At 71.5% G+C, this 22,303-nt stretch carries 20 protein-coding genes and 1 riboswitch; of the genes, 15 read left to right on the top strand and 5 right to left on the bottom strand.

The window, feature by feature from the left end:
• Positions 1-139: 139 nt before the first annotated feature.
• Complete coding sequence (locus KIH74_RS23955) at positions 140-1,369, top strand: trans-sulfuration enzyme family protein (protein ID WP_214158376.1); 1,230 nt, start codon at positions 140-142, stop codon at positions 1,367-1,369.
• A 388-nt stretch (positions 1,370-1,757) separates the two neighbouring features.
• Here the strand turns inward: KIH74_RS23955 and KIH74_RS23950 are convergent, their stop codons facing one another.
• Positions 1,758-2,237, bottom strand: a complete 480-nt coding sequence (locus KIH74_RS23950; protein WP_246572956.1) for an Lrp/AsnC family transcriptional regulator — start codon at positions 2,235-2,237, stop codon at positions 1,758-1,760.
• 93 nt (positions 2,238-2,330) lie between these two features.
• On the opposite strand from KIH74_RS23950, the gene KIH74_RS23945 reads away from it, so the two are divergent.
• Positions 2,331-4,001: an alpha-keto acid decarboxylase family protein gene (locus tag KIH74_RS23945; RefSeq protein WP_214158375.1), complete on the top strand. Its 1,671-nt coding sequence runs from the start codon at positions 2,331-2,333 to the stop codon at positions 3,999-4,001.
• Positions 3,998-5,110, top strand: coding sequence for a histidinol-phosphate transaminase (locus KIH74_RS23940; protein ID WP_214158374.1), 1,113 nt, complete (start codon positions 3,998-4,000; stop codon positions 5,108-5,110). The genes KIH74_RS23945 and KIH74_RS23940 overlap by 4 nt, the downstream gene beginning before the upstream one ends.
• Before the next feature lie 485 nt (positions 5,111-5,595).
• On the opposite strand, the gene pepE is transcribed toward KIH74_RS23940, so the two are convergent.
• The gene (gene pepE / locus KIH74_RS23935) at positions 5,596-6,348 is read right to left on the bottom strand and encodes a dipeptidase PepE (protein WP_214158373.1); all 753 of its coding nucleotides are present in this window, start codon (positions 6,346-6,348) and stop codon (positions 5,596-5,598) included.
• A 113-nt stretch (positions 6,349-6,461) separates the two neighbouring features.
• Between pepE and KIH74_RS23930 the strand changes: the two genes are divergently transcribed.
• From KIH74_RS23930 to KIH74_RS23910, 5 genes are read left to right on the top strand one after another with little or no spacing between them, the layout of a single operon-like run.
• Positions 6,462-7,202: an IclR family transcriptional regulator gene (locus KIH74_RS23930; protein WP_214158372.1), complete on the top strand. Its 741-nt coding sequence runs from the start codon at positions 6,462-6,464 to the stop codon at positions 7,200-7,202.
• A 39-nt stretch (positions 7,203-7,241) separates the two neighbouring features.
• On the top strand, positions 7,242-8,885 hold the full coding sequence (locus KIH74_RS23925) for an OPT/YSL family transporter (protein ID WP_214158371.1): 1,644 nt from the start codon (positions 7,242-7,244) through the stop codon (positions 8,883-8,885).
• Entirely contained in the window at positions 8,882-9,586 is a 705-nt protein-coding gene (locus KIH74_RS23920; protein ID WP_214158370.1) for an AroM family protein, read from the top strand. Before KIH74_RS23925 ends, KIH74_RS23920 begins: the two co-directional genes overlap by 4 nt.
• Positions 9,583-10,224, top strand: a complete 642-nt coding sequence (locus tag KIH74_RS23915) for an aspartate/glutamate racemase family protein (RefSeq protein ID WP_214158369.1) — start codon at positions 9,583-9,585, stop codon at positions 10,222-10,224. The genes KIH74_RS23920 and KIH74_RS23915 overlap by 4 nt, the downstream gene beginning before the upstream one ends.
• A gap of 38 nt (positions 10,225-10,262) precedes the next feature.
• The gene (locus tag KIH74_RS23910; protein WP_214158368.1) at positions 10,263-11,195 is read left to right on the top strand and encodes a DUF1177 domain-containing protein; all 933 of its coding nucleotides are present in this window, start codon (positions 10,263-10,265) and stop codon (positions 11,193-11,195) included.
• 48 nt (positions 11,196-11,243) lie between these two features.
• On the opposite strand, the gene pflA is transcribed toward KIH74_RS23910, so the two are convergent.
• Positions 11,244-12,047, bottom strand: a complete 804-nt coding sequence (gene pflA, locus KIH74_RS23905; RefSeq protein WP_214158367.1) for a pyruvate formate-lyase-activating protein — start codon at positions 12,045-12,047, stop codon at positions 11,244-11,246.
• Position 12,048: 1 nt separating this feature from the next.
• Positions 12,049-14,331, bottom strand: coding sequence for a formate C-acetyltransferase (pflB, locus tag KIH74_RS23900; protein ID WP_214158366.1), 2,283 nt, complete (start codon positions 14,329-14,331; stop codon positions 12,049-12,051).
• Between the two features lie 161 nt (positions 14,332-14,492).
• Between pflB and KIH74_RS23895 the strand changes: the two genes are divergently transcribed.
• Positions 14,493-14,792 (top strand): hypothetical protein, encoded by a 300-nt coding sequence (locus KIH74_RS23895; protein ID WP_214158365.1) that lies wholly within the window; start codon positions 14,493-14,495, stop codon positions 14,790-14,792.
• Positions 14,793-14,829: 37 nt separating this feature from the next.
• Here the strand turns inward: KIH74_RS23895 and KIH74_RS23890 are convergent, their stop codons facing one another.
• The gene (locus tag KIH74_RS23890) at positions 14,830-15,123 is read right to left on the bottom strand and encodes a DUF4235 domain-containing protein (RefSeq protein ID WP_214158364.1); all 294 of its coding nucleotides are present in this window, start codon (positions 15,121-15,123) and stop codon (positions 14,830-14,832) included.
• A gap of 263 nt (positions 15,124-15,386) precedes the next feature.
• On the opposite strand from KIH74_RS23890, the gene KIH74_RS23885 reads away from it, so the two are divergent.
• From KIH74_RS23885 to KIH74_RS23860, 6 genes are all read left to right on the top strand, one after another.
• On the top strand, positions 15,387-16,637 hold the full coding sequence (locus KIH74_RS23885) for an MFS transporter (RefSeq protein ID WP_308113983.1): 1,251 nt from the start codon (positions 15,387-15,389) through the stop codon (positions 16,635-16,637).
• Between the two features lie 182 nt (positions 16,638-16,819).
• A riboswitch (cobalamin riboswitch) is annotated at positions 16,820-16,992 on the top strand.
• A gap of 65 nt (positions 16,993-17,057) precedes the next feature.
• A complete protein-coding gene (locus tag KIH74_RS23880) occupies positions 17,058-17,774 on the top strand; it encodes an energy-coupling factor ABC transporter permease (protein WP_214158362.1) in 717 nt (238 codons plus the stop codon).
• Between the two features lie 2 nt (positions 17,775-17,776).
• A complete protein-coding gene (locus KIH74_RS23875; protein ID WP_214158361.1) occupies positions 17,777-18,121 on the top strand; it encodes an energy-coupling factor ABC transporter substrate-binding protein in 345 nt (114 codons plus the stop codon).
• Entirely contained in the window at positions 18,118-18,867 is a 750-nt protein-coding gene (gene cbiQ / locus KIH74_RS23870; RefSeq protein ID WP_214158360.1) for a cobalt ECF transporter T component CbiQ, read from the top strand. The genes KIH74_RS23875 and cbiQ overlap by 4 nt, the downstream gene beginning before the upstream one ends.
• Positions 18,864-19,733 (top strand): energy-coupling factor ABC transporter ATP-binding protein, encoded by an 870-nt coding sequence (locus KIH74_RS23865; protein ID WP_214158359.1) that lies wholly within the window; start codon positions 18,864-18,866, stop codon positions 19,731-19,733. The genes cbiQ and KIH74_RS23865 overlap by 4 nt, the downstream gene beginning before the upstream one ends.
• 213 nt (positions 19,734-19,946) lie before the next feature.
• Positions 19,947-22,301, top strand: coding sequence for an arylsulfatase (locus tag KIH74_RS23860; RefSeq protein ID WP_214158358.1), 2,355 nt, complete (start codon positions 19,947-19,949; stop codon positions 22,299-22,301).
• The last annotated feature ends 2 nt before the right edge of the window (positions 22,302-22,303 follow it).

The raw sequence follows: 22,303 nt of genomic DNA, 5'->3' as shown, positions 1-22,303 counted from the left end.
CCACGGGACGGAAGGCTCTTGACGGCCTCCAGCCTGCGTCACCTGGTCTCATGCGTCCAATGCCGGTTCAGGCGTCAACCCATGCATCTGCGACATGAGTGACGACGGGGCATCCCGCCCCGGCCCTATCGTGCGGTCGGTGGACGAGACCAGCGAACGACCCGACCGGCACGACCCGGCCACCGTGGGCACCGGCACCTGGGCGGTGCACGGCGGCAACGAGATCGACGCCGGCAGCGGCGCGATCCGCAGTCCTCTCGTGCTGGCGAACTCCTACGCCCTGCCCGAGGACCCGGCGTCGATGAACTGGTCGGCGACCGACCGGCCGCTGTACACCCGCAACGGAAACCCGAATCAGGCCGCGCTGGAACGCAAACTGGCGGCGATGGACGGTGGCGAGGCCGCCGCGGTGTTCGCCACCGGCGTCGCGGCACTGCACGGCATGTTCTTCACGCTGCTGCGCGGCGGCGACCACGTGGTGGTGTCCGACGTCACCTACGAGGCGGTCTGGCGGCTGTTCGCCGAGCTGCTCCCCCGGCGCTACGGCATCGAGGCGACGTTCGTGGACGCCGGCGACCCGGACGCCGTCCGCGCCGCGATCCGTCCCACCACCAGGCTCGTGCACGTCGAGACGATCGCCAACCCGACCACGAAGGTGGCCGACGTGCGGGCACTCTCGGCGATCGCCCACCAGGCCGGCGCGTTGCTCACCGTCGACGCCACGTTCACCCCGCCGCCGCTCTACCGGCCGCTGGCCGACGGGGCCGACCTCGTCGTCCATTCTTTGACGAAGTACGTCAACGGGCACGGCGACGCGATGGGTGGTGTGGTGACCGGCGACGCGGCCACGATCGGGCGCATCCGGCACGACGCGATCGTGGACGTCGGGGGCGTGCTCTCGCCGTTCAACGCCTGGCTGATCATGCGGGGCTCGGTCACCCTGCCGCTGCGGCTGCGGCAGCACCTGGCCTCGGCCGACGCCGTGGCCCGGTTCCTCGACGCCGACCCGCGCATCGCCTTCGTCGCCCATCCCTCCCTGGCGTCGCATCCCCAGCACGAGCTGGCCAGGCGCCAGTTCGGCGGCCGGGGGTACGGCGCCGTGCTGGCCTTCGCGCTGGACGGCGACCCGGCCACCCAGAACCGGTTCGTGGCCAACCTGCGGGTGATTACCTCCGCCGTCTCGCTCGGCCACGACGAGTCGCTGATCGTGCACGTCGGCCCGGACGCCCGCGGCGGCAGCGAGCACTACCCGCCGGAGTTCCTGCGGTACGGCCATCTTCGGCTGTCGATCGGGCTGGAGGACGTCGAGGACCTGCTCGCCGACCTGAGGACCGCCCTGGACCGGACGGAGTTCACCCGCCGGGCGTGAGGCCCGGGCCTCACGCCCGGCACGGGGGCACCCCTCGCCCGACACGGGGGCACCCCTCGCCCGGCACGGGGGCACCCCCTCATTTTTGACACCGCCCTGGGCGGCTGGGCGGTGTCAAAATTTTCCCGGAATGCCGGATCCGTCCGACTGTGCCAGGATTTCCGGCCAAGCCCTGGCCCGAATCCCCCTGTGCGGCTGCGGCGACCGGGGCTGCGGCAACTACCCCCTCAGCTCAACGCCGACCGATCAGCGCCCCGACTCTGCTCGAGACCCTCGACCTGAGCCGCGACCTGCACTGGGACGGCCGCCCCGCCACCCGCGCGCACGAGATCTGGCAGCCACCGGTCACTCACGAGCACTAGCGGATGCGCGGCCGACAGGGCGTACGCTACCTCCCGGCCAGCTCCTCCAGCAGCGGGTCCATCCGGAGCGGCCGCACCGTGCGCAGCACGATCGAGGTGCTGGTGCGCACGATCCCGGGCATGTCGACGAGGTGCTCGGTGATCCGGTTCAGGTCGGCGGTGTCGCGGGCCACCACCCGGCACAGCATGTCGCCCTCCCCCGTGGTGGCCAGCAGCTCGACGATCTCCGGCAGGCCGGCCAGCGCCTCGGTGGCCTCCACCCGCATGCGCTGCTGGATCGACACCGTGACGAACGCCAGCAGCGGATAGCCCACCGCCTCCGGCTCGACCCGGCGGCTGTTGCGGCCCAGCGCCCCGTTCGTGTTCATCCGCCGCAGCCGGGCCTGCACCGTGTTCCGGGCCAGCTTCAGGTCGTTGGCCAGCGCCACCACCGTGGCCTGGGGGTCACGGTCGAGGGCCAGCAGGATGCGCGCGTCGGTAGCATCCAGGGGTGTCAGGTTGCTCAATGCGAATCCTTTCGACAACCTCTCCTTGAGCATCCTGCTCAAGCGCCGACCAGGATATTGCGCAGGGTGCGCGACCGGCCCCATGTTGACTGCATGACCACCCCTTCGGAGCCCATCACCCTCGCCGAGTACCTGGGTCACCGGCTGCGTCAGGCCGGTGTCGACCACCTGTTCGGCGTGCCGGGTGACTTCAACCTCACCCTGCTCGACCTGGTGACGACGGTGCCCGGGCTGGAGTGGGTGGGATCGCCGAACGAGCTGGGCGCGGGCTACGCCGCCGACGCCTACGCCCGCCGCCGGGGCCTGGCCGCACTCGTGACCACCTACGGCGTGGGCGAACTCAGCTGCCTCAACGCGGTCGCCGGTTCCGCGGCGGAGGACGTGCCGGTGGTGCACATCGCCGGCAGCCCGGCCACCGGGGCGGTGGCGGCACGGCGGCCGCTGCACCACACCCTGGCCGACGGCGTGTTCGACCGCTTCGAGAAGGCCTTCGCCGAGGTCACCGTGCATCAGGAGACGGTGACGGCCGAACACGCCACCGAGCAGGTCGACGCCGTGCTGCTGGCCGCGCTCACCCACCGCCGCCCGGCCTACCTGAGCATCCCACAGGACCTGGCGGGCCTGCCCGTGGACCCGGCCCCGTTGCGAAAGCCGTTGCGGGCCGCCCCGGACGAGGCCGCGGTCGGTGAGTTCGCCCATGAGCTGTCCCGATTGATGGACGGCGCGGGCCGCCCGGTGCTCGTCGTCGGCCACCTGGTGTCCCGGTTCGGGCTCGCCGGGCAGGTGCTCTCCGCGGCCCGGGCCGCCAACATCCCACTGGTCACCACACTCGCCGCCAAGGGCGCGATCGACGCCTCGGAGCCGCTGCACCGCGGCGACTACGCCGGCACCATGGTCGACGCCTCCACCGCCGGGCTGGTCGACGGTGCCGACCTGGTGATCGAGCTCGGCACCGTGGTCAGCGACGTGCTGTCCGGCTTCTTCACCCACCGCCCGGCGGGCATCCGCACCGTGCGGATCGGCGCCACCTCGGCCACCGTCGGCCCGGACGGCACCGGCTCCACCCACCCGGTGCTGTTCACCGACGCCGTGCGGGTTCTCGAAGACCACTGCCAGAAATACCGTTTCGCCGATCAGCCGACCGCCGACCCGGTGCCGCCCCGGCATCCGGAGTTCGGGGACGACGCGATCACGCAGGAGAGCCTCTGGCGTACAGCCGGTTCCTGGCTGCCGTCCGGCACCGCGGTGCTGGCCGACACCGGAACCGCCTTCTGGGGCGCGGTCTCGATGACGCTGCCCGACGACACGGTGTTCGTCGGCCAGCCGGTCTGGAACTCCATCGGTTACGCGCTGCCCGCCACCCTGGGCCAGGGACTGGCCGATCCGGGCCGCCGGCCGGTGCTGTTCATCGGCGACGGCGCGGCCCAGATGACGATCCAGGAGCTCAGCACGATCGCCCGCCACGGCCTGAACCCGGTGATCGTGCTGATCGACAACGCCGGCTACACGATCGAGCGGGCCCTCCAGAGCCCGAAGGCCGGCTACAACGACATCGCGGCGTGGGACTGGGCGGGGCTGGCGTCGTCCATGATCGGTGCTGGACGGCTGGAGGCGAGCACGGTGCGCACCACGGACGAGCTGCGGACCGCCCTCGACGCGGCGCCCGCCGACCGGATCGTGCTGGTGCACGCGGTGCTCGACATGTTCGACGCCCCAACACTTCTGCGAAAACTGGCCGAGCGCAACAGCGGGAGCGCCCGATGAGCCGCCCGGAGCTGCGCGCCGCGGTGCGGAACCTGCCCGGTTACGTGCCCGGACGGCGCTCGCTCAGCGCCGACGTGGCCGCACTGGCTTCCAACGAGAGCCATTTCGACCCGCTGCCCTCGGTGCGGGAGCGGATCCTGGCCGGGGCCCTGCGGGTTCACCGCTACCCCGACATGGCCGCGACCGCCCTGCGTGAGCGGATCGCCGGGCACTGCGGTGTCGCGGGCCCCGGCGGAACGGATTCCGGCGGCGCCGACCAGGTGGTGGTCGGGCCGGGCAGCGTCGGCGTGCTCCAGCAGCTGCTGAACGCGGTGATCGAGCCGGGCGACGAGGTGGTGCACGCCTGGCGGTCTTTCGAGGCCTACCCGATCCTGGTGGCGATCGCCGGGGGCACGTCGGTGCCGGTGCCGCTGACCGCCGACGAGCACCACGACCTGCCCGCGATGCTGGCCGCGATCGGCCCGGCCACCCGGGTGGTGCTGCTCTGCTCGCCGAACAACCCCACGGGCGTGCCGCTCTCACACAACGAGCTGACCGGTTTCCTCGACGCAGTACCGCCGCACGTGCTGGTGATCCTGGACGAGGCGTACGTCGAGTTCGTCACCGGTACCGACCCGGTCGACGGCCTGGCCGCCTACCACCGCTACCCGAATCTCTGTGTTCTGCGCACCTTCTCGAAGGCCTACGGCCTGGCCGGACTGCGGGTGGGATACGCGATCGCGCATCCGGAACTCGCCGAGGGCGCACGCCGCACAGCCCTGCCGTTCGGCGTCACCGCCCTGGCACAGGAGGCGGCGATCGCCTCGCTGGACGCCGTCGACGAGATCGCCCAGCGAGTGGCCGCCGTGGTCGGCGAACGCGCCCGCCTGACCGCCGGGCTGCGGGCGAGCGGCTGGTGGGTGCCCGACAGCGCGGCCAACTTCGTCTGGCTGCGCATGGACGACGAGAACAGCCGCCGCACCGTGGAAAGCCTTGCAGCAGCCGACATCCTGGTCCGCGCCTACCCTGGCGACGGGGTCCGGATCACCGTGGCCGACGCGATCGCCACCGACCGCGTGCTGGCCGCTCTCCCCGCCCCTCACACCCTCCCCGCCCCCACCGCCGCCTGATCACCACCGCACCCACCACGCCCACCGCGGACACCACCACGCCCAGCACGGCCCACGCCGTCGCGATCGGCCGGCCCCCTGATCCCTCGCGCAGATCTGGGCCGACTGTGCAGACCTGGGCCGACTGTGCAGACCTGAGCTGACTGTGCAGACCTGAGCCAACGTGCAGACCTGAGCCGGCTGTCCCGTCCAGTGCCCGAGCCGCGTCGGCCGCAGCTGTACGGGGTGACACCTTTGCGTTTTGACACCGGCCTCAGCGCCTGGGTGGTGTCAAAACGCAAAGGTGTCCACCTCGTACCGCCAAGACTTCGTCCGCGGAGGAGGCGGGTCGGCGATCGGGACGCTCGTCGCACAACCAATGCCCACCAGGACCAGCTGCCGCGCAGCGAGCCGCGATCGCCCGAAACCACCGCGGACCAGGCCGGACCGAGCCGGGCCAGATCGAGCGGGACCGGACCAGACCAGGCCGGACCGGACCAGCCGGGTCAGCCCAGGGGCGAGTCGTACTCCGCCGGCAGGGCCAGGAGGCCGCTGACGTCGCCGGCGATCTCCTCGGGCTCGGCGCCCTGGCGGAACAGGATGGCCGGGCCGGGGGCCAGGGGGGAGACGGCCTTGCCGCCGATCCGCGCCGTCTCGCCGGACACCCGCAGATACGTTCCCTCGCGCAGGCCGAGCACCGGGACGTCGTTCTCCTCACCGAACTCACGCAGCCGGGTCTCGCGGGTCTCGCCCATGTGCCTGCTGGCCGGGTCGGCGTCGATGTAGTGCGGATTGATCTGGAACGGAACGAAGTTCAGCGCCTCGAACGAGTCCGGTTCGACGATCGGCATGTCGTTGGTGGTGCGGATGGTCGGCGCGGTGATGTTCGTGCCGGCGCTGGTGCCGACGTAGCGGGTGCCGGCGGCGACCGCCTCGCGCAGCGGCTGCACCAGGCCCGCGCGCTGGAGGGTGCGCAGCAGGCGGAAGGTGTTGCCGCCGCCGACCACGACCAGCTCGGCCGACGCCACCGCGGCGGCCTGGGCGGCGGCGTCGCCGACGGTGTGCAGGCCGGTCAGCTCGACCCCGGCCTCCGCGTAGGGCACGGCCACCGAGGCGGTGTAGGCGTCGTGATCGGCCAAGGCGAAGGGGACGAAGACGCCCTTCGTGATCCCCCGGACGAAATCCGCCAGATCGGCTCTGACGTGCCCGTACGGGGTGCCGCCGTGATTGGTCGTGTTGGAGAGCAACAGAAGTTCCACAGGCAAAACTTTACGGCCCTGAAACGCGAGGGGCTGGATCCGGGGGGTGACCCCGGCCTAACCTGCATCCCGATGTACGGAACAGTATCCCGATTATCGGAAAGGAGCAACAGATGGCTGACGAACTTCTCACCGTCCAGCGGGCCCTCGACGTGCTCGGGCTGTTCACCTCCACGGAGGGTGCCTGGGGTGTCAGCGAGGTGGCCCGCCGCCTCGACCTCGGCACCTCCCAGGCCCACCGCATCCTGGCCACGCTGGCCGGCCGTGGTTTCGTCGTCCCCGACCCCCGCACCCGGCTCTACCGGCTCGGCCCCGCCCTGATCGGGCTGGGCCAGCTCGCCGCCGAGTCCGACGGCACGCGCCAGATCGCGCTGCCCGTCCTGCACCGGCTGGCCGCCTCGACCGGCCGCTCGGCGGTGCTCAACGTCCGCCAGGGCTCGCGCTACCAGCTGACCGCTGCCGCCGACGCCCCCGGCGACCTGCGCTGGGAACTCACCCTCGGCCGCAGCTACCCCTGGTACGGCGGCGCCTCCGGGCACGCGATCTACGCCTTCCGCCCGGAGGCCGAGGTCGACGCCCTGCTGGCCACCGGGTTCGAGGAGTCCACCCGGTCCGGCCCGCGCCGGGCCGAGGAGATCCGCGAGCGCCACCGGCTCACCCGCGAACAGGGCTGGGCCTACTCCTGCGGCGAGGTCAATCCGCACGTCACCTCGCTCGCCGCGCCCATCCGGGTGAGCGGCGAGGTCTCCGCCAGCGTCTCGGTGATCGGTGTCACCCGGCCGCTGGAGGTCGATCCTGCCCTGATCGACCAGGTTCTCTCGGCAGCGCGGGAGCTGTCCGCCCTGCTGCGCTGACACCAGCGCATCTCATCAAGATCGTTCCGGAGGAACACCATGTCCGTCGACGCCACCACCGGCACCTCGCCCGGGGTCCCGGCGCAGGCCGAGCACCCCCGTGCCCTGGAGCCGCTCACCCTGGTCGTGCTCGCGATCCTGAGCGTGCTCGGCGCGATGATCGGCCTGCACATGATCACCACACTGGGCATCTCGCCCAACACCTCGGTGATCGGCGCTCTCGTCGCCATGCTGGTCGGCCGGGTCGCCTTCATGGGCCTGGTCCGCTTCCGCAGCATCCACCGCCAGAACCTGGCCCAGACCGCCATCTCCAGCGCCACGTTCGGTGCCGCCAACTCGCTGATCACGCCGATCGCGATCCCCTGGGCCACCGGTCGCACCGACCTGGTCTGGCCGATGCTGTGCGGTGCTCTGATGGGTCTGGCCATCGACGTGTGGGTGCTGTACCGCAGCTACGGCTCGTCGTTCCTGCCCGCCCACGGCGCCTGGCCGTCGGGCGTGGCGGCGGCCGAGACGATCAAGGCCGGTGACTCCGGCGGCAAGCAGGCCGCACTGCTCGGCGCGGGCGGCGTGGCCGGTTTCGCGCTGAACTTCTTCGGCCTGCCGATGTCCGCGGCAGGTGTGGCCCTGATCGGAAACATGTGGGCGCTGCTGATGTTCGGCATCGGCCTGCTGATCAACCAGTACTACCCGAACTTCTCGGACGGCGGCGTGACCCTGTCGTCGCAGTACATCCCGCACGGCGTGATGATCGGCGCGGGCCTGGTGGCGCTGGTGCAGGCCGGGTTCCTGCTGGCCGGGCGGTCCTCGTCGGCGAAGGGCGCCCCGGCACCGCAGGCGCTGGACGAGAACGACCCGTCGCTCGCCCCCACGGTCACCGTCGAGGCTCTGCGCCGCACCTTCTCGATCGGATACGGCCTCTATGTGGCCGGGGCGATCGTGCTGGCCACCGCCACCGGCATCTGGGGCGACATGTCGGTGCCGGCGATGATCGGCTGGGTGCTGTTCGCCGCGTTCGCCGCCATCGTGCACGAGCTGATCGTCGGCCTGGCCGCCATGCACTCGGGCTGGTTCCCGGCCTTCGCCGTCACCCTGATCTTCCTGATCTTCGGCCTGCTGCTGCACATTCCGACCGAGCCGCTGATCGTGCTGGTCGGCTACTGCGCGGCCACCGGCCCGGCGTTCGCCGACATGGGCTACGACTTCAAGGCCGGCTGGCTGCTGCGCCGCGAGCACCGTCCCTACACGGCCTTCGAGCTCGAGGGACGCCGGCAGCAGCTTCTCGGCGGCGTCATCGGTTTCGTGGTGGCCGCCGCCATGGTGGCCCTGCTGTGGCGCTCGTACTTCGAGGCCGGTGACGTGCCGCCGGTCTCCACCGTCTACGCCACCTCGATCGTCGACGGCCTGACCAAGCCGCACATGATCACCACGCTGGCGCTGTGGGCGATCCCCGGCGCGCTGATCCAGCTGATCGGCGGCCCGAAGCGGCAGATGGGTGTGCTGCTGGCCACCGGTCTGCTGGTCAGCAGCCCGAACGCGGGCTGGCTGGTGCTGGCCGCGCTGGCCGTGCGGGTGGTCTGGGAACGCACCCGCGGCGACCAGGGCGAGAACGAGATGGCCCTCGTCGGAGCCGGTCTCATCGCCGGCGACTCGATCTACTCGGCAGGACAGATCCTCAAATGAGCAACTCCCGACTGGCGGTCGTGACGATCGGCCAGGCCCCCCGCACCGACCTCACCCCCGAGCTGCGCACCTGGCTGCCCGGCGTGGACCTGGTGGAACGCGGTGCCCTGGACGACGACGGGCCGGACGAGATCGCCGCCATGGCCCCGGGGCCCGGCGACGAGGTGCTGACCACGCGGCTGCGCGACGGCTCGAACGCGATCGTCGCGCACCACCACATCGTGCCCCGGGTGCAGCGCATCCTCGACGGCCTGGACGACGTGGACGCCGTGTTCCTCGCCTGCACCGGCGCTTTCGAGGAGGTCACCGGCGCGAGGCCGCTGCTGCGGCCGGAGCGGATGATCGGCCCGGGCGTGGCCGCGCTGGCCGCCGGCCTGGACACCGTGGGCGTGCTGGTGCCGCTGCCCGAGCAGCGTCATCACCCCGACGGCAAGTACGCCGCCCTGGACGCGAAGGTGGTGGTGGACGACGCGAGCCCGTACGTCGGCGCCGACGGCGCACCCGTCGCCCCCGGACTGCGCGCAGCGGCGCGACGCCTGCGGGATCGGGGTGCGCAGCTGATCGTGGCCGACTGCATGGGCTATTCGCAGCCGATGCGCGCGGCGCTGGCCGACGAGGCCGGGGTGCCGGTGGTGCTGGCCCGGTCGGTCGTGGCCCGGCTGGCCGCCGAGCTGCTCGACCGGGGAGCACCTGCCGCATGAGCCGGGCGAGCCGTACCGTCGGCGTGCTGCGGGTGGTCACCTCGGACGACGAGGAATTTCTCGGCACCCACGGCCGCATCCTGGAGGCCGAGCTGGGGATCACCACCGTCACCCGGGCCATCCCGGACCAGCCCCGGGGCGTGCACGACGACGCGAGTTTCGCCGCCGCGTCGTCCAAAATCCCGGTTCTGGCCCGGGAACTGAACGATCAGGTGGACGCCCTCCTGATCAGCTGCGCCGCCGACCCCGGCCTGGAGGCCGCGCGCCGGCTGTGCTCCGTGCCGGTGACCGGCGCCGGATCGGCCGCCGCCGCGGTGGCGCTGGCCCTGGGCACCCGGATCGGCGTGCTCGACCTGACCCCGCAGACGCCGGTGTCGGTGACGTCGGTGCTGGGCGACCGGCTGATCGCCTCGCTCCAGCCCGAGGGCGTCCACGAAACCGCGGACCTGCTCACCGCTTCCGGCTTCGAGGCCTGCCTGCGGGGCGGCGACGAGCTGGTCGCCGCCGGGGCCGACGTGGTCATGCTGGCCTGCACCGGCATGACCACGATCGGTCTGGCGGAGCCTCTGCGGGAACGGCTGGGCCTGCCGGTCGTGGACGCGGTCCGGACCGGCGGGCTGCTCGCAGCCCGCTTCTGAAACACCTGGTAATAAAAGCAATCCGAAGGAGTTCCACCGTGTCCTGGCGCCATGTCCTCGCCTTTTCCGAACTGCTCGACTCCCCCGCCGCCAGCGGTGAGGCCGCCGCCGGGGCGCTGCGCGCGCTCGGTGCCACCGACGTCCGGGTCACCGAGGTGACCGGCGACGCGGGAGCCACCGACTTCGTCTCGCTGACCATCCCCGGCACGAACGGCAAGAGCTCCGGCGGTGACGCGCCGACCCTCGGGATCATCGGCCGGCTGGGCGGTCTCGGCGCCCGTCCGGAGCAGATCGGGTTCGTCTCGGACGGCGACGGCGCGCTGGTGGCGCTGTCCGCCGCGGCCAAGCTGCTCGACGCCGCGGCCAAGGGCGACCGGCTGCCCGGCGACGTGGTCGTCAGCACGCACGTCGACCCGGACGCCCCGACCCAGCCGCACGACCCGGTGCCGTTCATGGGCTCGGCCGTCGACATGGCCGTCACCAACGAGGTCGAGGTCGACCCGGCGATGGACGCGATCCTGTCCGTCGACACCACCCGCGGCAACCGGGTGTGCAACCACCGCGGTTTCGCGATCACGCCGACCATCAAGGAGGGCTGGATCCTGCGGGTCTCCGAGACCCTGCTCGACGCGGTGGAGCGCACCAGCGGCCTGGCCCCGGTGATCATGCCGATCACCACGCAGGACATCACCCCGTACGGCAACGACGTGTACCACGTGAACTCGATCGTGCAGCCGACCACGGCGACCAGCGCCCCGGTCGTCGGCGTCGCGCTGACCACGGTCACCGCCGTGCCCGGCTCGGCCACCGGCGCCTCCGACCTCCAGGTGGTGGAGAGCGCGGTGCGCTTCGTGATCGAGGTGGCCAAGGACTACGGCCGGGGCATCGCCTCGTTCTACGACGAGGCCGAGTTCGCGCACCTGACTGGTCTTTACGGCAGCCTGGCACACCTCCAGAAGCTCAGGCCGTGACGGCGTGAAAGAGGGGGCGGCCCGGCCGGGCCGCCCCCTCTCCCCGTCTCAGCTGACCGTGAGCCCCCGGTCGGAGAAGTGCTTCTTCGCCTCCTCCACCTGCTCCCGGGTGGGAGGCCGCACCCCCTCCAGGCGGTAGCGCTGCCCGAGCTTGCGGTACTTCTCCAGACCGAGCGTGTGGTACGCGAGAACGTCCACCCGCTCGACGTTCCCGAGCCCGGCCGCGAACCGCGCCACCCCCTCGACGTTGTCCGGGGCGTCGGTCAGGCCGGGCACCAGCACGAAGCGCAGGTTGACCGGCCGGCCCCGCTCGGCCAGGCGCCGGGCGAACCGCAGCGTCGGCTCGACCGGCTGCCCGGTCGTCCTGCGGTAGGTCGCCGGGTCGAACGACTTGATGTCGAGCAGGAACAGGCTGACGTCGTCGAGCAACTCGTCGGACCCGAGGTCCCCGTAGATGCCGGAGGTGTCCAGGGCCGTGTGCAGGCCCATCGCCCGGGCCTCGGCGAGGACGTTGCCGATGAACTTCGGCTGGGCCATCGGCTCGCCTCCGCTGATCGTCACGCCCCCGCCGCCCGCGACCAGGGCCGCCCGGTAGCCCCGGATCCTCGTCACCACCTCGTCCACCAGCGTCACCCTGCCACCCCGGGCCGTCCAGGTGTCCGGGTTCGCGCAGTACTGGCAGCGCAGCGGGCAGCCGGCGGTGAACAGCACGAACCGGCAGCCCGGTCCGTCCACCCCGATCGACATGTCCCACGAGTGCACCCAGCCGGCCCGGCCGGAACGCCAGATATCCGGGTCGTACCCGGCGAGCGGGGGACGCTCGCCGATCTCGACGCTGACGGACGTGTTCATGTCAGACCAGCGCTGCCGAGTCGCGGGCGTCGCCGTGGAAGGTGCGGCTGATCACGTCCAGCTGCTGTTCCCTGGTGAGCCGGACGAAGTTGACGGCGTAGCCGGAGACCCGGATGGTCAGGTTCGGGTAGTTCTCCGGGTGCTCCATGGCGTCCATCAGCGTCGCCCGCTCCAGCACGTTGACGTTCATGTGATAGCCGCCGGCCACCATGTAGGCGTCCATCACACCGACCAGGTTGCTGATCCGGTCCTCCCGGGTGCGGCCCAGGGCCGAGGGAACCGTGGTGGAGGTCAGCGAGATGCCGTCCCGGGCGTCCGCGTAGTCGATCTTGGCCACGCTGAGCGCCGAGGTGAGCAGGCCGTGCCGGTCGCGGCCGTTCATCGGGTTGGCACCGGGGGCGAACGGCTCGCCCGCGCGCCGTCCGTCCGGGGTGTTGCCGGTCTTCTTGCCGTACACCACGTTCGAGGTGATGGTCAGCACGGACTGGGTGATCTCGGCGTCGCGGTAGGCCTGGTGCGAGCGCAGCTTCTGCATGAAACGGTGCACCAGGTCGGCGGCCAGGGCGTCCACGTCGTCGTCCCCGTTGCCGTAGCAGGGGAACTCACCGTCCACGAGATAGTCCACGACGAGCCCGGTCTCGTCGCGCACCGGGTGCACCTTGGCGTTCTTGATCGCGGACAGCGAGTCCGCCGCGACCGAGAGCCCGGCGATGCCGCAGGCGAGCATGCGGTGCGGGGCGTAGTCGTGCAGCGCCATCTGCACGCGCTCGTACGCGTACTTGTCGTGCATGTAGTGGATGATGTTGAGGGCGTCCACGTAGGTGGTGGCCAGCCAGTCCATCATCGCGTCGTAGCGCTGCATCACGTCGTCGAAGTCCAGCGTGTCACCGGCCACCGGCGCGGTCGCCGGCGCCACCTGGGTGCCGCTCTTCTCGTCGCGGCCACCGTTGATGGCGTAGAGCAGGGCCTTGGCCAGGTTGGCCCGGGCGCCGAAGAACTGCATTGCCTTGCCCACCGTGGCACCCGAGACACAGCAGGCGATCGCGGCGTCGTCGCTGTTCATCGGGCGCAGCAGCTCGTCGTTCTCGAACTGGATGGCGCTGGTGTCGATGGAGACCTGCGCGCAGAACCGCTTGAACGGCTCCGGCAGACGCGGCGACCACAGCACGGTCAGGTTCGGCTCGGGGGCCGGGCCGAGGTTGTACAGGGTCTGGAGGTAGCGGAACGAGGTGCGGGTGACCAGCGGCGAGCCGTCGTCGGTGCAGCCGCCGATCGACTCGGTGACCCAGGTCGGGTCGCCGGAGAACAGCGCGTCGTACTCCGGGGTGCGCAGGAACCGCACGATGCGCAGCTTGATCACCAGGTCGTCGACGAGCTCCTGGGCCCGCTCCTCGGTGATCACACCCTCGGCGATGTCCCGCTCCAGGTACACGTCGATGAAGCTGGACGTGCGGCCGAACGACATCGCCGCGCCGTTCTGCTCCTTCACCGCGGCCAGGTAGGCGAAGTACAGCCACTGGATCGCCTCGGCGCCGGTGGTGGCCGGCTTGCTGATGTCGTAGCCGTAACCGGCTGCCATCTGCGCCAGTTCGCCGAGCGCCTTGATCTGCTCGGACAGTTCCTCGCGGTCGCGGATGATGCTCTCGCTCGCGCGCTCGCCGTCGAGGGCGGCCTTCTCGGCCTTCTTTCCGGCGATCAGGGCGTCGACACCGTAGAGGGCCACGCGGCGGTAGTCGCCGATGATCCGGCCACGGCCGTAGGCGTCCGGCAGGCCGGTGACGATGCCGTACTTGCGGGCGGCCTTGATGTCGGGGGTGTAGGCGTCGAAGACACCCATGTTGTGGTCTTTACGGTACTTGGTGAAGATCTCCTTCACCGACGGGTCCAGCTCGTAGCCGTAAGCGTGCAGGCCGTTCTCGACCATCCGCAGGCCGCCGTTGGGCATGATGCCCCTCTTCAGCGGTGCGTCGGTCTGTAGCCCAACGATCAGCTCGGCGTCCTTGTCGATGTAACCCGGCTGGTGGCTGGTGATCGTGGACGGAATCTTCGTCTCGACGTCCAGGATCCCCCTCTCCCGCTCCACCAGGGTGAGTTCGCTGATGCGCTGCTGGATCGCGTCCGTGCGAGGGGTCGCCTTCGCCAGGAACGCAGAGTCACCGCTGTAGGGGGTGACATTCGCCTTGATGAAGGCGCTGACATCGATCCGGTCCTGCCACTCCTGCCCGGCGAATCCACGCCAGGCGGCGGAGGCGGCCGATTGTTCGTTGGTACGCAGGGTGTCCATGAGGCAATCGTCCGACTGACGGAAAACGGTCGTCAGAGGCCAAGTGCCTTGATGTCCTATGGCTTTTGTCGAAGGACCATGGTCCCGGAACACACACGTCGTGGGACCGGTGCCCCCGGGACGCCCGGAGCGCGAGACTCAGGGGCCGAGGAGGCGAATCAATGACCCAGACTTCTACCGCCAGCACCACCCACACCCTGGAGATGGACCAGGTGGCCGCCCTCAACGAGCACCTGACCCGGCGTCGTCACGCCCCGCTCACCGCCGGTGAGCTGCGGGTGGACGGGGTGCCGGGCCAGGCCGTGCTCCAGCGGGTCAGCGCCAGCGGCCCGCCGTGTTTCCCCTGGGTGTTCGGGCACTTCTCGGTCTCCGGCGACCAGGAGGTCAGCGCCGAGCTGCACACCGGTTCGCTGGAGCGGCTCAGCGACAGCTTCCACCTGCACCAGCGCTGGGGCCTGTAGGGGCTCCGTCGCCGGGAGTCGCCGGGAGTCGCCGGGATCAGTCCTCGTCGCCGACGTCCTCACCCGGCCACTCCCCGGTCAGCCGCTCGAACACGGTCGCACCGCCCCGGTCCACCGCGGCCTTGACCGCGGCGAAGATCGCGCCCTGGATCGCGGCGGCGATCAGGATCTCGGCCCAGCCGTGACGCCGGTCGTTGGCCTCGGGGGCGTCCTCGGAGTCGGCGACGCGTTTCCAGATCTGCTTGAACGCGATCCCGGCCACCAGACCGGCGCCGACGCTGCCGGCCAGGCCGAACGGCTTGTACAGGACGCGGGCGGACGTGTTCGCCATCGGAAGGACTCCTCGCAGGTCAGGCTCGTGGACAGAACTCCACGGTGGCGCCCGCCCGGGGATCGGCAACCGCAGCGGCCCCCGGGCGTCTGCCCCATCGGGGCGGTCGGCGCGATTCCTCCCGGATCGTCCCCCGGATCCAGCGCAAATATATGCACCAGTTGATGTAACACTTTCGGCCCTCGTGCCGTTAGACACTCAGGAGGCTGCAAGGCGGCAGTGCTTCACGTCTTCGTCCATCCTGATCTGGCATCGAGGTTCTTGTGCTCGCCCCTGTCCGCCGGCAGCTCCCGCTGGCGTTGGTCTTTCTGTGTGTCGGTCTCGCCAGTGCCATGGCCGTCCCCTTCCTCACCCTCTTCCTCACCGACGCCGTGCGGGCGTCCCCGCTCCAGGTGACCGCCTACCTGATCGCCGCACCGCTGTCCGCGGTCACGGTGTCGCTGCTGATGGGTCACTACTCCGACCGCCTGTCCTCACGGCGCGGCCTGATCGTCGCGACCGCCGTGACCGGAGCCGTGGGCACCCTGCTCACCGCCGTGATCCGGGACTACTACCTGCTTCTCGCGCTGACCGTCACCGCGACCGCCGCCGCGAGCGCCCTGGTGCCGCAGGTGTTCGCGCACGCCCGCACCAGCCTCCAGGGATCGCCCAGCGCGGTGATGACGATGAGCACCCTGCGCACCGTGCTCTCGCTGTCCTGGGTCGGCGGGCCGTTCCTGGCGACCGTCCTGCTCAGCGCCGGAAGCTTCACCGCCGTCTATGTTTTCGCGGCGGTGATGTACGTGGTCGCCGCCGTGGTGGCGTGGCGGATGTTCCCCACGGCAGCCCCCGCAGCCCCCGCCGCTCCCGCGGCCGACAGCCCGGACCCCGCGCACACGGTCGCCGGGCCGGACGAGAACCGGCGCGTGATCGTGCTGACCGTGGCCGCGTTCGTCCTGCTCCAGTGCACGGGAAACCTTTCGCTCCAGGCACTTCCGCTGTTCCTGAAGAGCGAGCTGAACGCCGGGCTGGGTGACTCCGGGCTGATCCTGGGCCTGTGCGCCGGGCTGGAGATCCCGCTGATGCTCGGCTTCGGCATGCTGGCCGCGCGTTACCGGCTGCGGCTGCTGATGCTGGGCGGGCCGCTGCTCAGCCTGGCCTACGCGCTGGTCGTGGCGAGCGCGTCGGGCACCTGGCAGGTGGCCGCGGCGCAGCTGCTCAACGCGTCGTCCATCGCTCTTCTCCAGGGCCTGGGCATCAGCTATGTGCAGGACATGGTGCCGAGCCGCCCGGGTCACGCCTCCACGCTGTTCACCAGCGCCGGGCCGGTCGGCGCCATGCTGGCCGGGCCGATCCTCGGTGCCGCGGCCGGTTTCGGCTACCGCGAGGCCTACCTGATCGGCGCCGCGCTGGCCGGTGTGGCCTTCGTGCTGTTCCTGCTGGCCCGCCCGAGCCTGACCGGGCCGCGGGTGATCCGGACCACCCGGATCCGGCACACCGGCAAGCAGTCGGCCGAGCTCGAGCCGACGGTCTGAGAGCGACACCCCCACGACAGAGGGACGGCGCCCGGCAGATGCCCGGGCGCCGTCACCGCTTTGCCGGGGCGCGAGAACCGGGGACGGCGCGAAACCCGGACCGGAATGGCGTTCTATCGGCGGTCCGTCCGTGATTAGATGCCAACGCGCGGTCACACCCGGTCCGTGCACCCGCTCGTCCCCAATTACATACGTCAACCGTGACGGCAGTGAAGGAAGCCGGTGTGAATCCGGCGCGGTCCCGCCACTGTCACCGGGGAGCAGACCCCTTGCCGTGCCACGGCCCCGATCGGGCCGGAAGGCCGGGGCGAGCGCCGATCCGGAAGCCAGGAGACTTCGGCCGTCGCATCCGATCCAGGGCGAGGACCCGAGGAGATCCGATGAACCACGCGCTCTTCCAGCGATCCGGCGAGGTGCTGCATGCACATCGCTGAGGGATACCTGCCCCCGTTGCACGCCGCCGCCTGGACCGTCGCGGCCGCCCCGTTCGTCGTCCACGGCGCCCGCTGCGTGGTGCGTGAGGTGCGCGAACGTCCTGAGTCCCGGCTGCTGCTCGGCGCCGCGGGCGCCTTCACCTTCGTGCTGTCGGCGATCAAGCTGCCCTCGGTCACCGGCAGCTCCAGCCACCCGACCGGCACCGGCCTGGGCGCGGTGCTGTTCCGGCCCCCGGTGATGGCCGTGCTGGGTGCCATCGTGCTGCTGTTCCAGGCCCTGCTGCTGGCGCACGGCGGCATCACCACGCTCGGCGCGAACGTGTTCTCGATGGCGATCGTCGGGCCCTGGGTGGGCTACGGCGCCTACCGGGCCTGCCTGGCCCTGCGCCTGGCCTTCCCGGTCGGCGTGTTCGCGGCGCTGGCGCTGTCCGACCTGTCCACCTACGTGGTGACGTCGGTGCAGCTCGGCCTCGCCCACCCGGATCCGATCGGCGGCGTGATCGGGTCGATCGGCGAGTTCCTCGGTATCTTCGCGCTCACCCAGATCCCGCTGGCGATCGCCGAGGGCCTGCTCGGCGTGCTGGTGTTCCGCATCCTGGCCCGGATCGCCCCGCAGGAGCTGCTCTCCCTCGGCCTGCGCCGGGCTCTGGAGACGCCGGAGAGCACCGTCCCGGTCGCCACCCCCGCGCGGAAGGGTGAGTGATCATGCGCAACCGTCGTCGTCTCACCGTCGACCTGGCCATCCTGCTGCTGGTCGTGGCCATCTTCGCGATCCCCCTGGCGCTGCGGCTGAACACCGCCGGCCAGGCCGAGGGCGAGTCCTACGCGGGCAGCGACTCCTCCGCCGCCACCAAGGTGGAGGAGATCAACCCCGGCTACCACGTGTGGTTCAGCCCCCTGTTCGAGCCGTCGTCGGGCGAGGTCGAGTCCGGCCTGTTCGCCCTCCAGGCCGCGGCCGGGGCCGGGGTGCTCGGGTTCGCCCTCGGGCGGCTGTCCGGGCGGCGCCGCCGGGCCGGGGAGAGCGACCTCTCGCAGAGCAGGGCCGGTTGACCGCCCCTGCCATCGACGTCGCCGCCTGGGCCAGTCCCTGGCGGCGGCGCTCCCCCGGCGACAAGCTCCTGCTCGGTCTGGGCCTGGTGATCGCCGCCCTGGTGCTGCCGCCGTGGCCGGCGTCCGGGCTGGTGACGCTGGTGTCGCTGGGTCTGCTGCTCGGGCCGGCCCGGGTGCCGGCGCACCTGCTGGCCCGGGCCGCGCGCGGGCCGGCGGCGTTCATCCTGCTGGGCACCGTGTCGATCGCGGTGACCTGGCGCACCGACGGATTCGGCCCGGCCGTCACCGGGCCCAGCCTCCGGGCCGCCGCGCAGACCCTGGCCCACGCGGTGGCGGGCAGCAGCGCGGTGCTGCTGCTGGCCGCCACCACCCCGATGACCGACCTGCTGGCCTGGGCCCGGCGCCGGGGCGTGCCGGAGGCGGTCGTCGACGTCGCCGGGCTGATCTACCGCATGCTGTTCGTACTGCTGGAATCGATCGGTGCGGTGCGGGCCGCGCAGACCGCCCGGCTCGGCTACACCACCCGCCGGGCCACGCTGCGGTCGGCGTCGACGCTGGCGGCGGCCACCCTGACCCGCGCGCTCGAACGCGCCCGCAGACTGGAGTCCGGGCTCGCCGGGCGGGGTTTCGAGGGTGTGATGCGCACCCTGGCGCAGCCGCGCCGGTCCTCGCCGTCCTTTGTCGTGGCCACTGTGCTCGGGCTCGGCGCCCTGGTGGCGGTCTCGGTGAGCTGGGGCCGCTGGTGATCGAGGTCAAGGGGCTGGAGTACGCCTATCCCGCCGGTCCGCCGGTGCTGGCCGGGGTGGACCTGCGGGTGCCGGAGGCCGGGCGGCTGGCCGTGCTCGGCGCCAACGGGTCGGGTAAGAGCACCCTGCTGCGCTGCCTGTCCGGGGCGCTGCGCCCGACCGCCGGCCGGATCTGTGTGGGGGACGACGAACTGCGGCACACCCGGTCCGGCCTGCGCGCGCACCGTCACCTGGTGCAGCTGATCACCCAGGACCCGGACGACCAGCTGTTCTCCGCGTCGGTGCGCGAGGACGTCTCGTTCGGCCCGGTCAACCAGGGGCTCACCGACGACGAGGTGCGGGCCCGCTGCGACGAGGCGCTGGACCTGCTGGCCGCGACCCACCTGGCCGCCCGGCCCACCCACCAGCTCTCGTTCGGCGAGCGCAAGCGGGTGGCCATCGCCGGTGCGGTGGCGATGCGCCCGCGGGTGCTGGTGCTCGACGAGCCCACGGCCGGGCTCGACCCGGCGGCCGGCGACGAGGCGGCGGCCGCACTGGCCCGGCTGCACGCGCGTGGCACCACGCTGGTGATGGCCACGCACGACGTCGACCTGGCCCTGGCCTGGGCCGACGAGGTGCTGGTGCTGGTCGGGGGCACCGCCCGGCAGGGGCCGCCGCAGGAGCTGCTGAACTCCACCGACCTGCTGACCGCGGCCCGGCTGCGCCGGCCCTGGGTGCTCTCGGTGGCCGCCCGGCTGCGCGGTCGCGGTGTGCTGGGAGCGGGCACCGTGGTGCGCGACGAGGCCGGGCTGCTGGCGGCGCTGGACGATCCCGGTCCGGGTCCCGGTCCGGGTCGCCGGGACGACAGCGAGGCCCCCGGCCCGTAACCGTCCCGACCGGTCCTGACACATCCGCGAAACCCGTTGTGCCACACATAGGCCGCACCTCTGGCCTTCATCGCGAAACGGTATCGCTCGCCGAGGGGGCCTCGTTGTGGGCGGCCCCGCGGGTCTGTCACCCTGAGCGATGAGCACGACCGGACGGCCGCGACCGCGGCCGATCGTGCGCCGTCATCAACTGTGCGCGAACAGGAGTTCCTTGTGGGTGGTTTCGAAGCCGGCCGGCACGTTCTGCCGGAGCCGCTGCGGCAGCAGACACCGGTCACCGCGGTCGGCATCCACGACCAGCACGAGCCGTTCCAGGCGATCGGCCCGACCACCCCGCCCCCGGCGGCCCCGAACGTCGTCATCGTGGTGCTCGACGACCTGGGCTTCGGCAGCTCCAGCGCGTTCGGCGGCCCCTGCCAGATGCCCACCGCCGAGCGGCTGGCCTCAGAAGGCCTGCGCTACAACCGGTTCCACGTCAACGCGCTCTGCTCCCCCACCCGGCAGTCCCTGATGACCGGCCGCAACTGCCACTCCGTGGGCATGGGCGGCACCACCGAGATGGCCACCGCGGCACCCGGCTACAACGGGTTCCGCCCGGCCGGCGCCGCCACGCTCGCGCAGATCCTCCAGGGCAACGGCTACAGCACGGCCGCCTTCGGCAAGTGGCACCAGACCCCGCCGCGCGAGATCAGCGCGGTCGGGCCGTTCGGCCGCTGGCCCACCGGTGAGGGTTTCGACGCGTTCTACGGGTTCATGGGCGCCGAGATGAACCACTGGTACCCGCAGCTGTACCGCGGAACCACCCCGTTCGAGCCGACCCGGCGCCCGGAAGACGGCTACCACCTGTCCGAGGACCTGGTCGAGCAGAGCATCGACTGGATCCGCACGCAGCGCTCCCTCACCCCGAACCGGCCGTTCTTCACCTACCTGGCCTTCGGCGCCTCGCACGCGCCGCTGCACGTGGCGCCGCGGTGGCGGGAGAAGTACGCGGGCCGGTTCGACCAGGGCTGGGACGCCGAGCGGGAACGAATCCTGGTGCGGCAGAAGGAACTCGGCGTGGTTCCGCCCGACGCGGTGCTGTCCGACTGGGCGCAGGGACTGCCGCACTGGCACGAGCTGAGCGAGAACCAGCGCCGCCTGTCCGCGCGGTTCATGGAGACCTTCGCCGGGTTCACCGAGCACGCCGACACCCAGGTGGGCCGCCTGGTCGACGCGCTGACCGAGCTGGGCGAGCTCGACAACACCGTCTTCGTGTACCTGCTGGGCGACAACGGCGCCTCCGGCGAGGGCGGGATCGACGGCACGCTGAACGAGCACCGCCTCGGGCACGGCATCGCCGACGACCCGGACGAGATGATCGAGCAGATCGACCTGATCGGCACCGCCGACAGCTACCCGATCGGCCCGGCCGGCTGGGCGGTGGCGCTGAACACCCCCTACCAGTGGACGAAACAGGTCGCCTCACACTTCGGCGGCACCCGCGACGGCCTGATCATCCACTGGCCCGGCGGGATCACCGGCGGCGGTGGCGTGCGCCCGCAGTTCCACCACGTGATCGACGTGCTGCCGACCATTCTCGACTGTGTCGGCGTGCCCGCCCCGCACCTGGTGAACGGCGTTCAGCAGCAGCCGATCGAGGGCACCAGCATGCGCTACACGTTCGCCGACGAGACCGCTCCCGACCGGCGCACCACCCAGTACTTCGAGATGTGCGGCAACCGCGGCATCTACCACGAGGGCTGGATGGCGGTCACCCGCCACGGCATCCCCTGGCAGATGATCCCCGACCCGGAGCGGCGTTTCGAGAACGACGTGTGGGAGCTGTACGACCTGACCAGCGACTGGACCCAGTCCAACGACCTGGCCGCGCAGCACCCGGCGAAACTGCGCCAGTTGCAGGACCTGTTCCTGGTGGAGGCCGCCAAGCATCAGGTGTTCCCGCTCGACGACCGGGTCACCGAGCGCGAGAACCCCACTGTGGCGGGCAGAATCGACCTGCTCGCCGGGCGCCGCTCGATCACCTACCACGGCGGCATGCGGCGGCTCACCGAGGAGACCACCCCGAACGTCAAGAACCGCTCGCACACGATCACCGCCGACATCGAGGTGCCCGGCGACGCGAACGGCGTGATCATCGCCCAGGGCGGCGCCTTCGGCGGCTGGAGCGTGTACCTGGTCGGCGGCCGGCCGACCTACCACTACAACTACTTCGGCCTGGAGCGCTTCCAGGTGCGCACCGAGAGTCCCCTGCCCGCGGGCCGGCACGAGGTTCGCGTCGAGTTCACCTACGACGGCGAGGGCACCGGCCTGGGCGGCGCGGTCGCCATCGCGGTCGACGGGGTCACCGACGGCAAGGGCCGGGTCGGCTCGACCATCCCCTACTACTTCTCCTTCGACGAGACCCTCAACCTGGGCGTCGATCTCGGCACCCCGGTGAGCCCGGAGTACCCCCGTCTCGACAACGCCCTGACCGGCATCGTGCACCAGGTCCGCATCGACCTGGGCGAGGACCGCAGTGGCCAGGACGGGCAGGGCGGCGCGTACCAGCGGGTGATGAGCGCCCAGTAGCC

The organism is Kineosporia corallincola, assembly GCF_018499875.1.
Taxonomy (GTDB): domain Bacteria; phylum Actinomycetota; class Actinomycetes; order Actinomycetales; family Kineosporiaceae; genus Kineosporia; species Kineosporia corallincola.
This window is presented reverse-complemented; position numbering and strand designations above follow the sequence as displayed.

Coding starts and splice junctions, on each gene's coding strand:
- KIH74_RS23940 (WP_214158374.1), top strand. CDS start 3,998: ATGAGCCGCCCGGAGCTGCGCGCCGCGGTGCGGAACCTGCCCGGTTAC.
- pflA (WP_214158367.1), bottom strand. CDS start 12,047: ATGAACACGTCCGTCAGCGTCGAGATCGGCGAGCGTCCCCCGCTCGCC.
- KIH74_RS23945 (WP_214158375.1), top strand. CDS start 2,331: ATGACCACCCCTTCGGAGCCCATCACCCTCGCCGAGTACCTGGGTCAC.
- KIH74_RS23925 (WP_214158371.1), top strand. CDS start 7,242: ATGTCCGTCGACGCCACCACCGGCACCTCGCCCGGGGTCCCGGCGCAG.
- KIH74_RS23920 (WP_214158370.1), top strand. CDS start 8,882: ATGAGCAACTCCCGACTGGCGGTCGTGACGATCGGCCAGGCCCCCCGC.
- KIH74_RS23930 (WP_214158372.1), top strand. CDS start 6,462: ATGGCTGACGAACTTCTCACCGTCCAGCGGGCCCTCGACGTGCTCGGG.
- KIH74_RS23895 (WP_214158365.1), top strand. CDS start 14,493: ATGACCCAGACTTCTACCGCCAGCACCACCCACACCCTGGAGATGGAC.
- KIH74_RS23890 (WP_214158364.1), bottom strand. CDS start 15,123: ATGGCGAACACGTCCGCCCGCGTCCTGTACAAGCCGTTCGGCCTGGCC.
- pflB (WP_214158366.1), bottom strand. CDS start 14,331: ATGGACACCCTGCGTACCAACGAACAATCGGCCGCCTCCGCCGCCTGG.
- KIH74_RS23880 (WP_214158362.1), top strand. CDS start 17,058: ATGCACATCGCTGAGGGATACCTGCCCCCGTTGCACGCCGCCGCCTGG.
- KIH74_RS23915 (WP_214158369.1), top strand. CDS start 9,583: ATGAGCCGGGCGAGCCGTACCGTCGGCGTGCTGCGGGTGGTCACCTCG.
- KIH74_RS23875 (WP_214158361.1), top strand. CDS start 17,777: ATGCGCAACCGTCGTCGTCTCACCGTCGACCTGGCCATCCTGCTGCTG.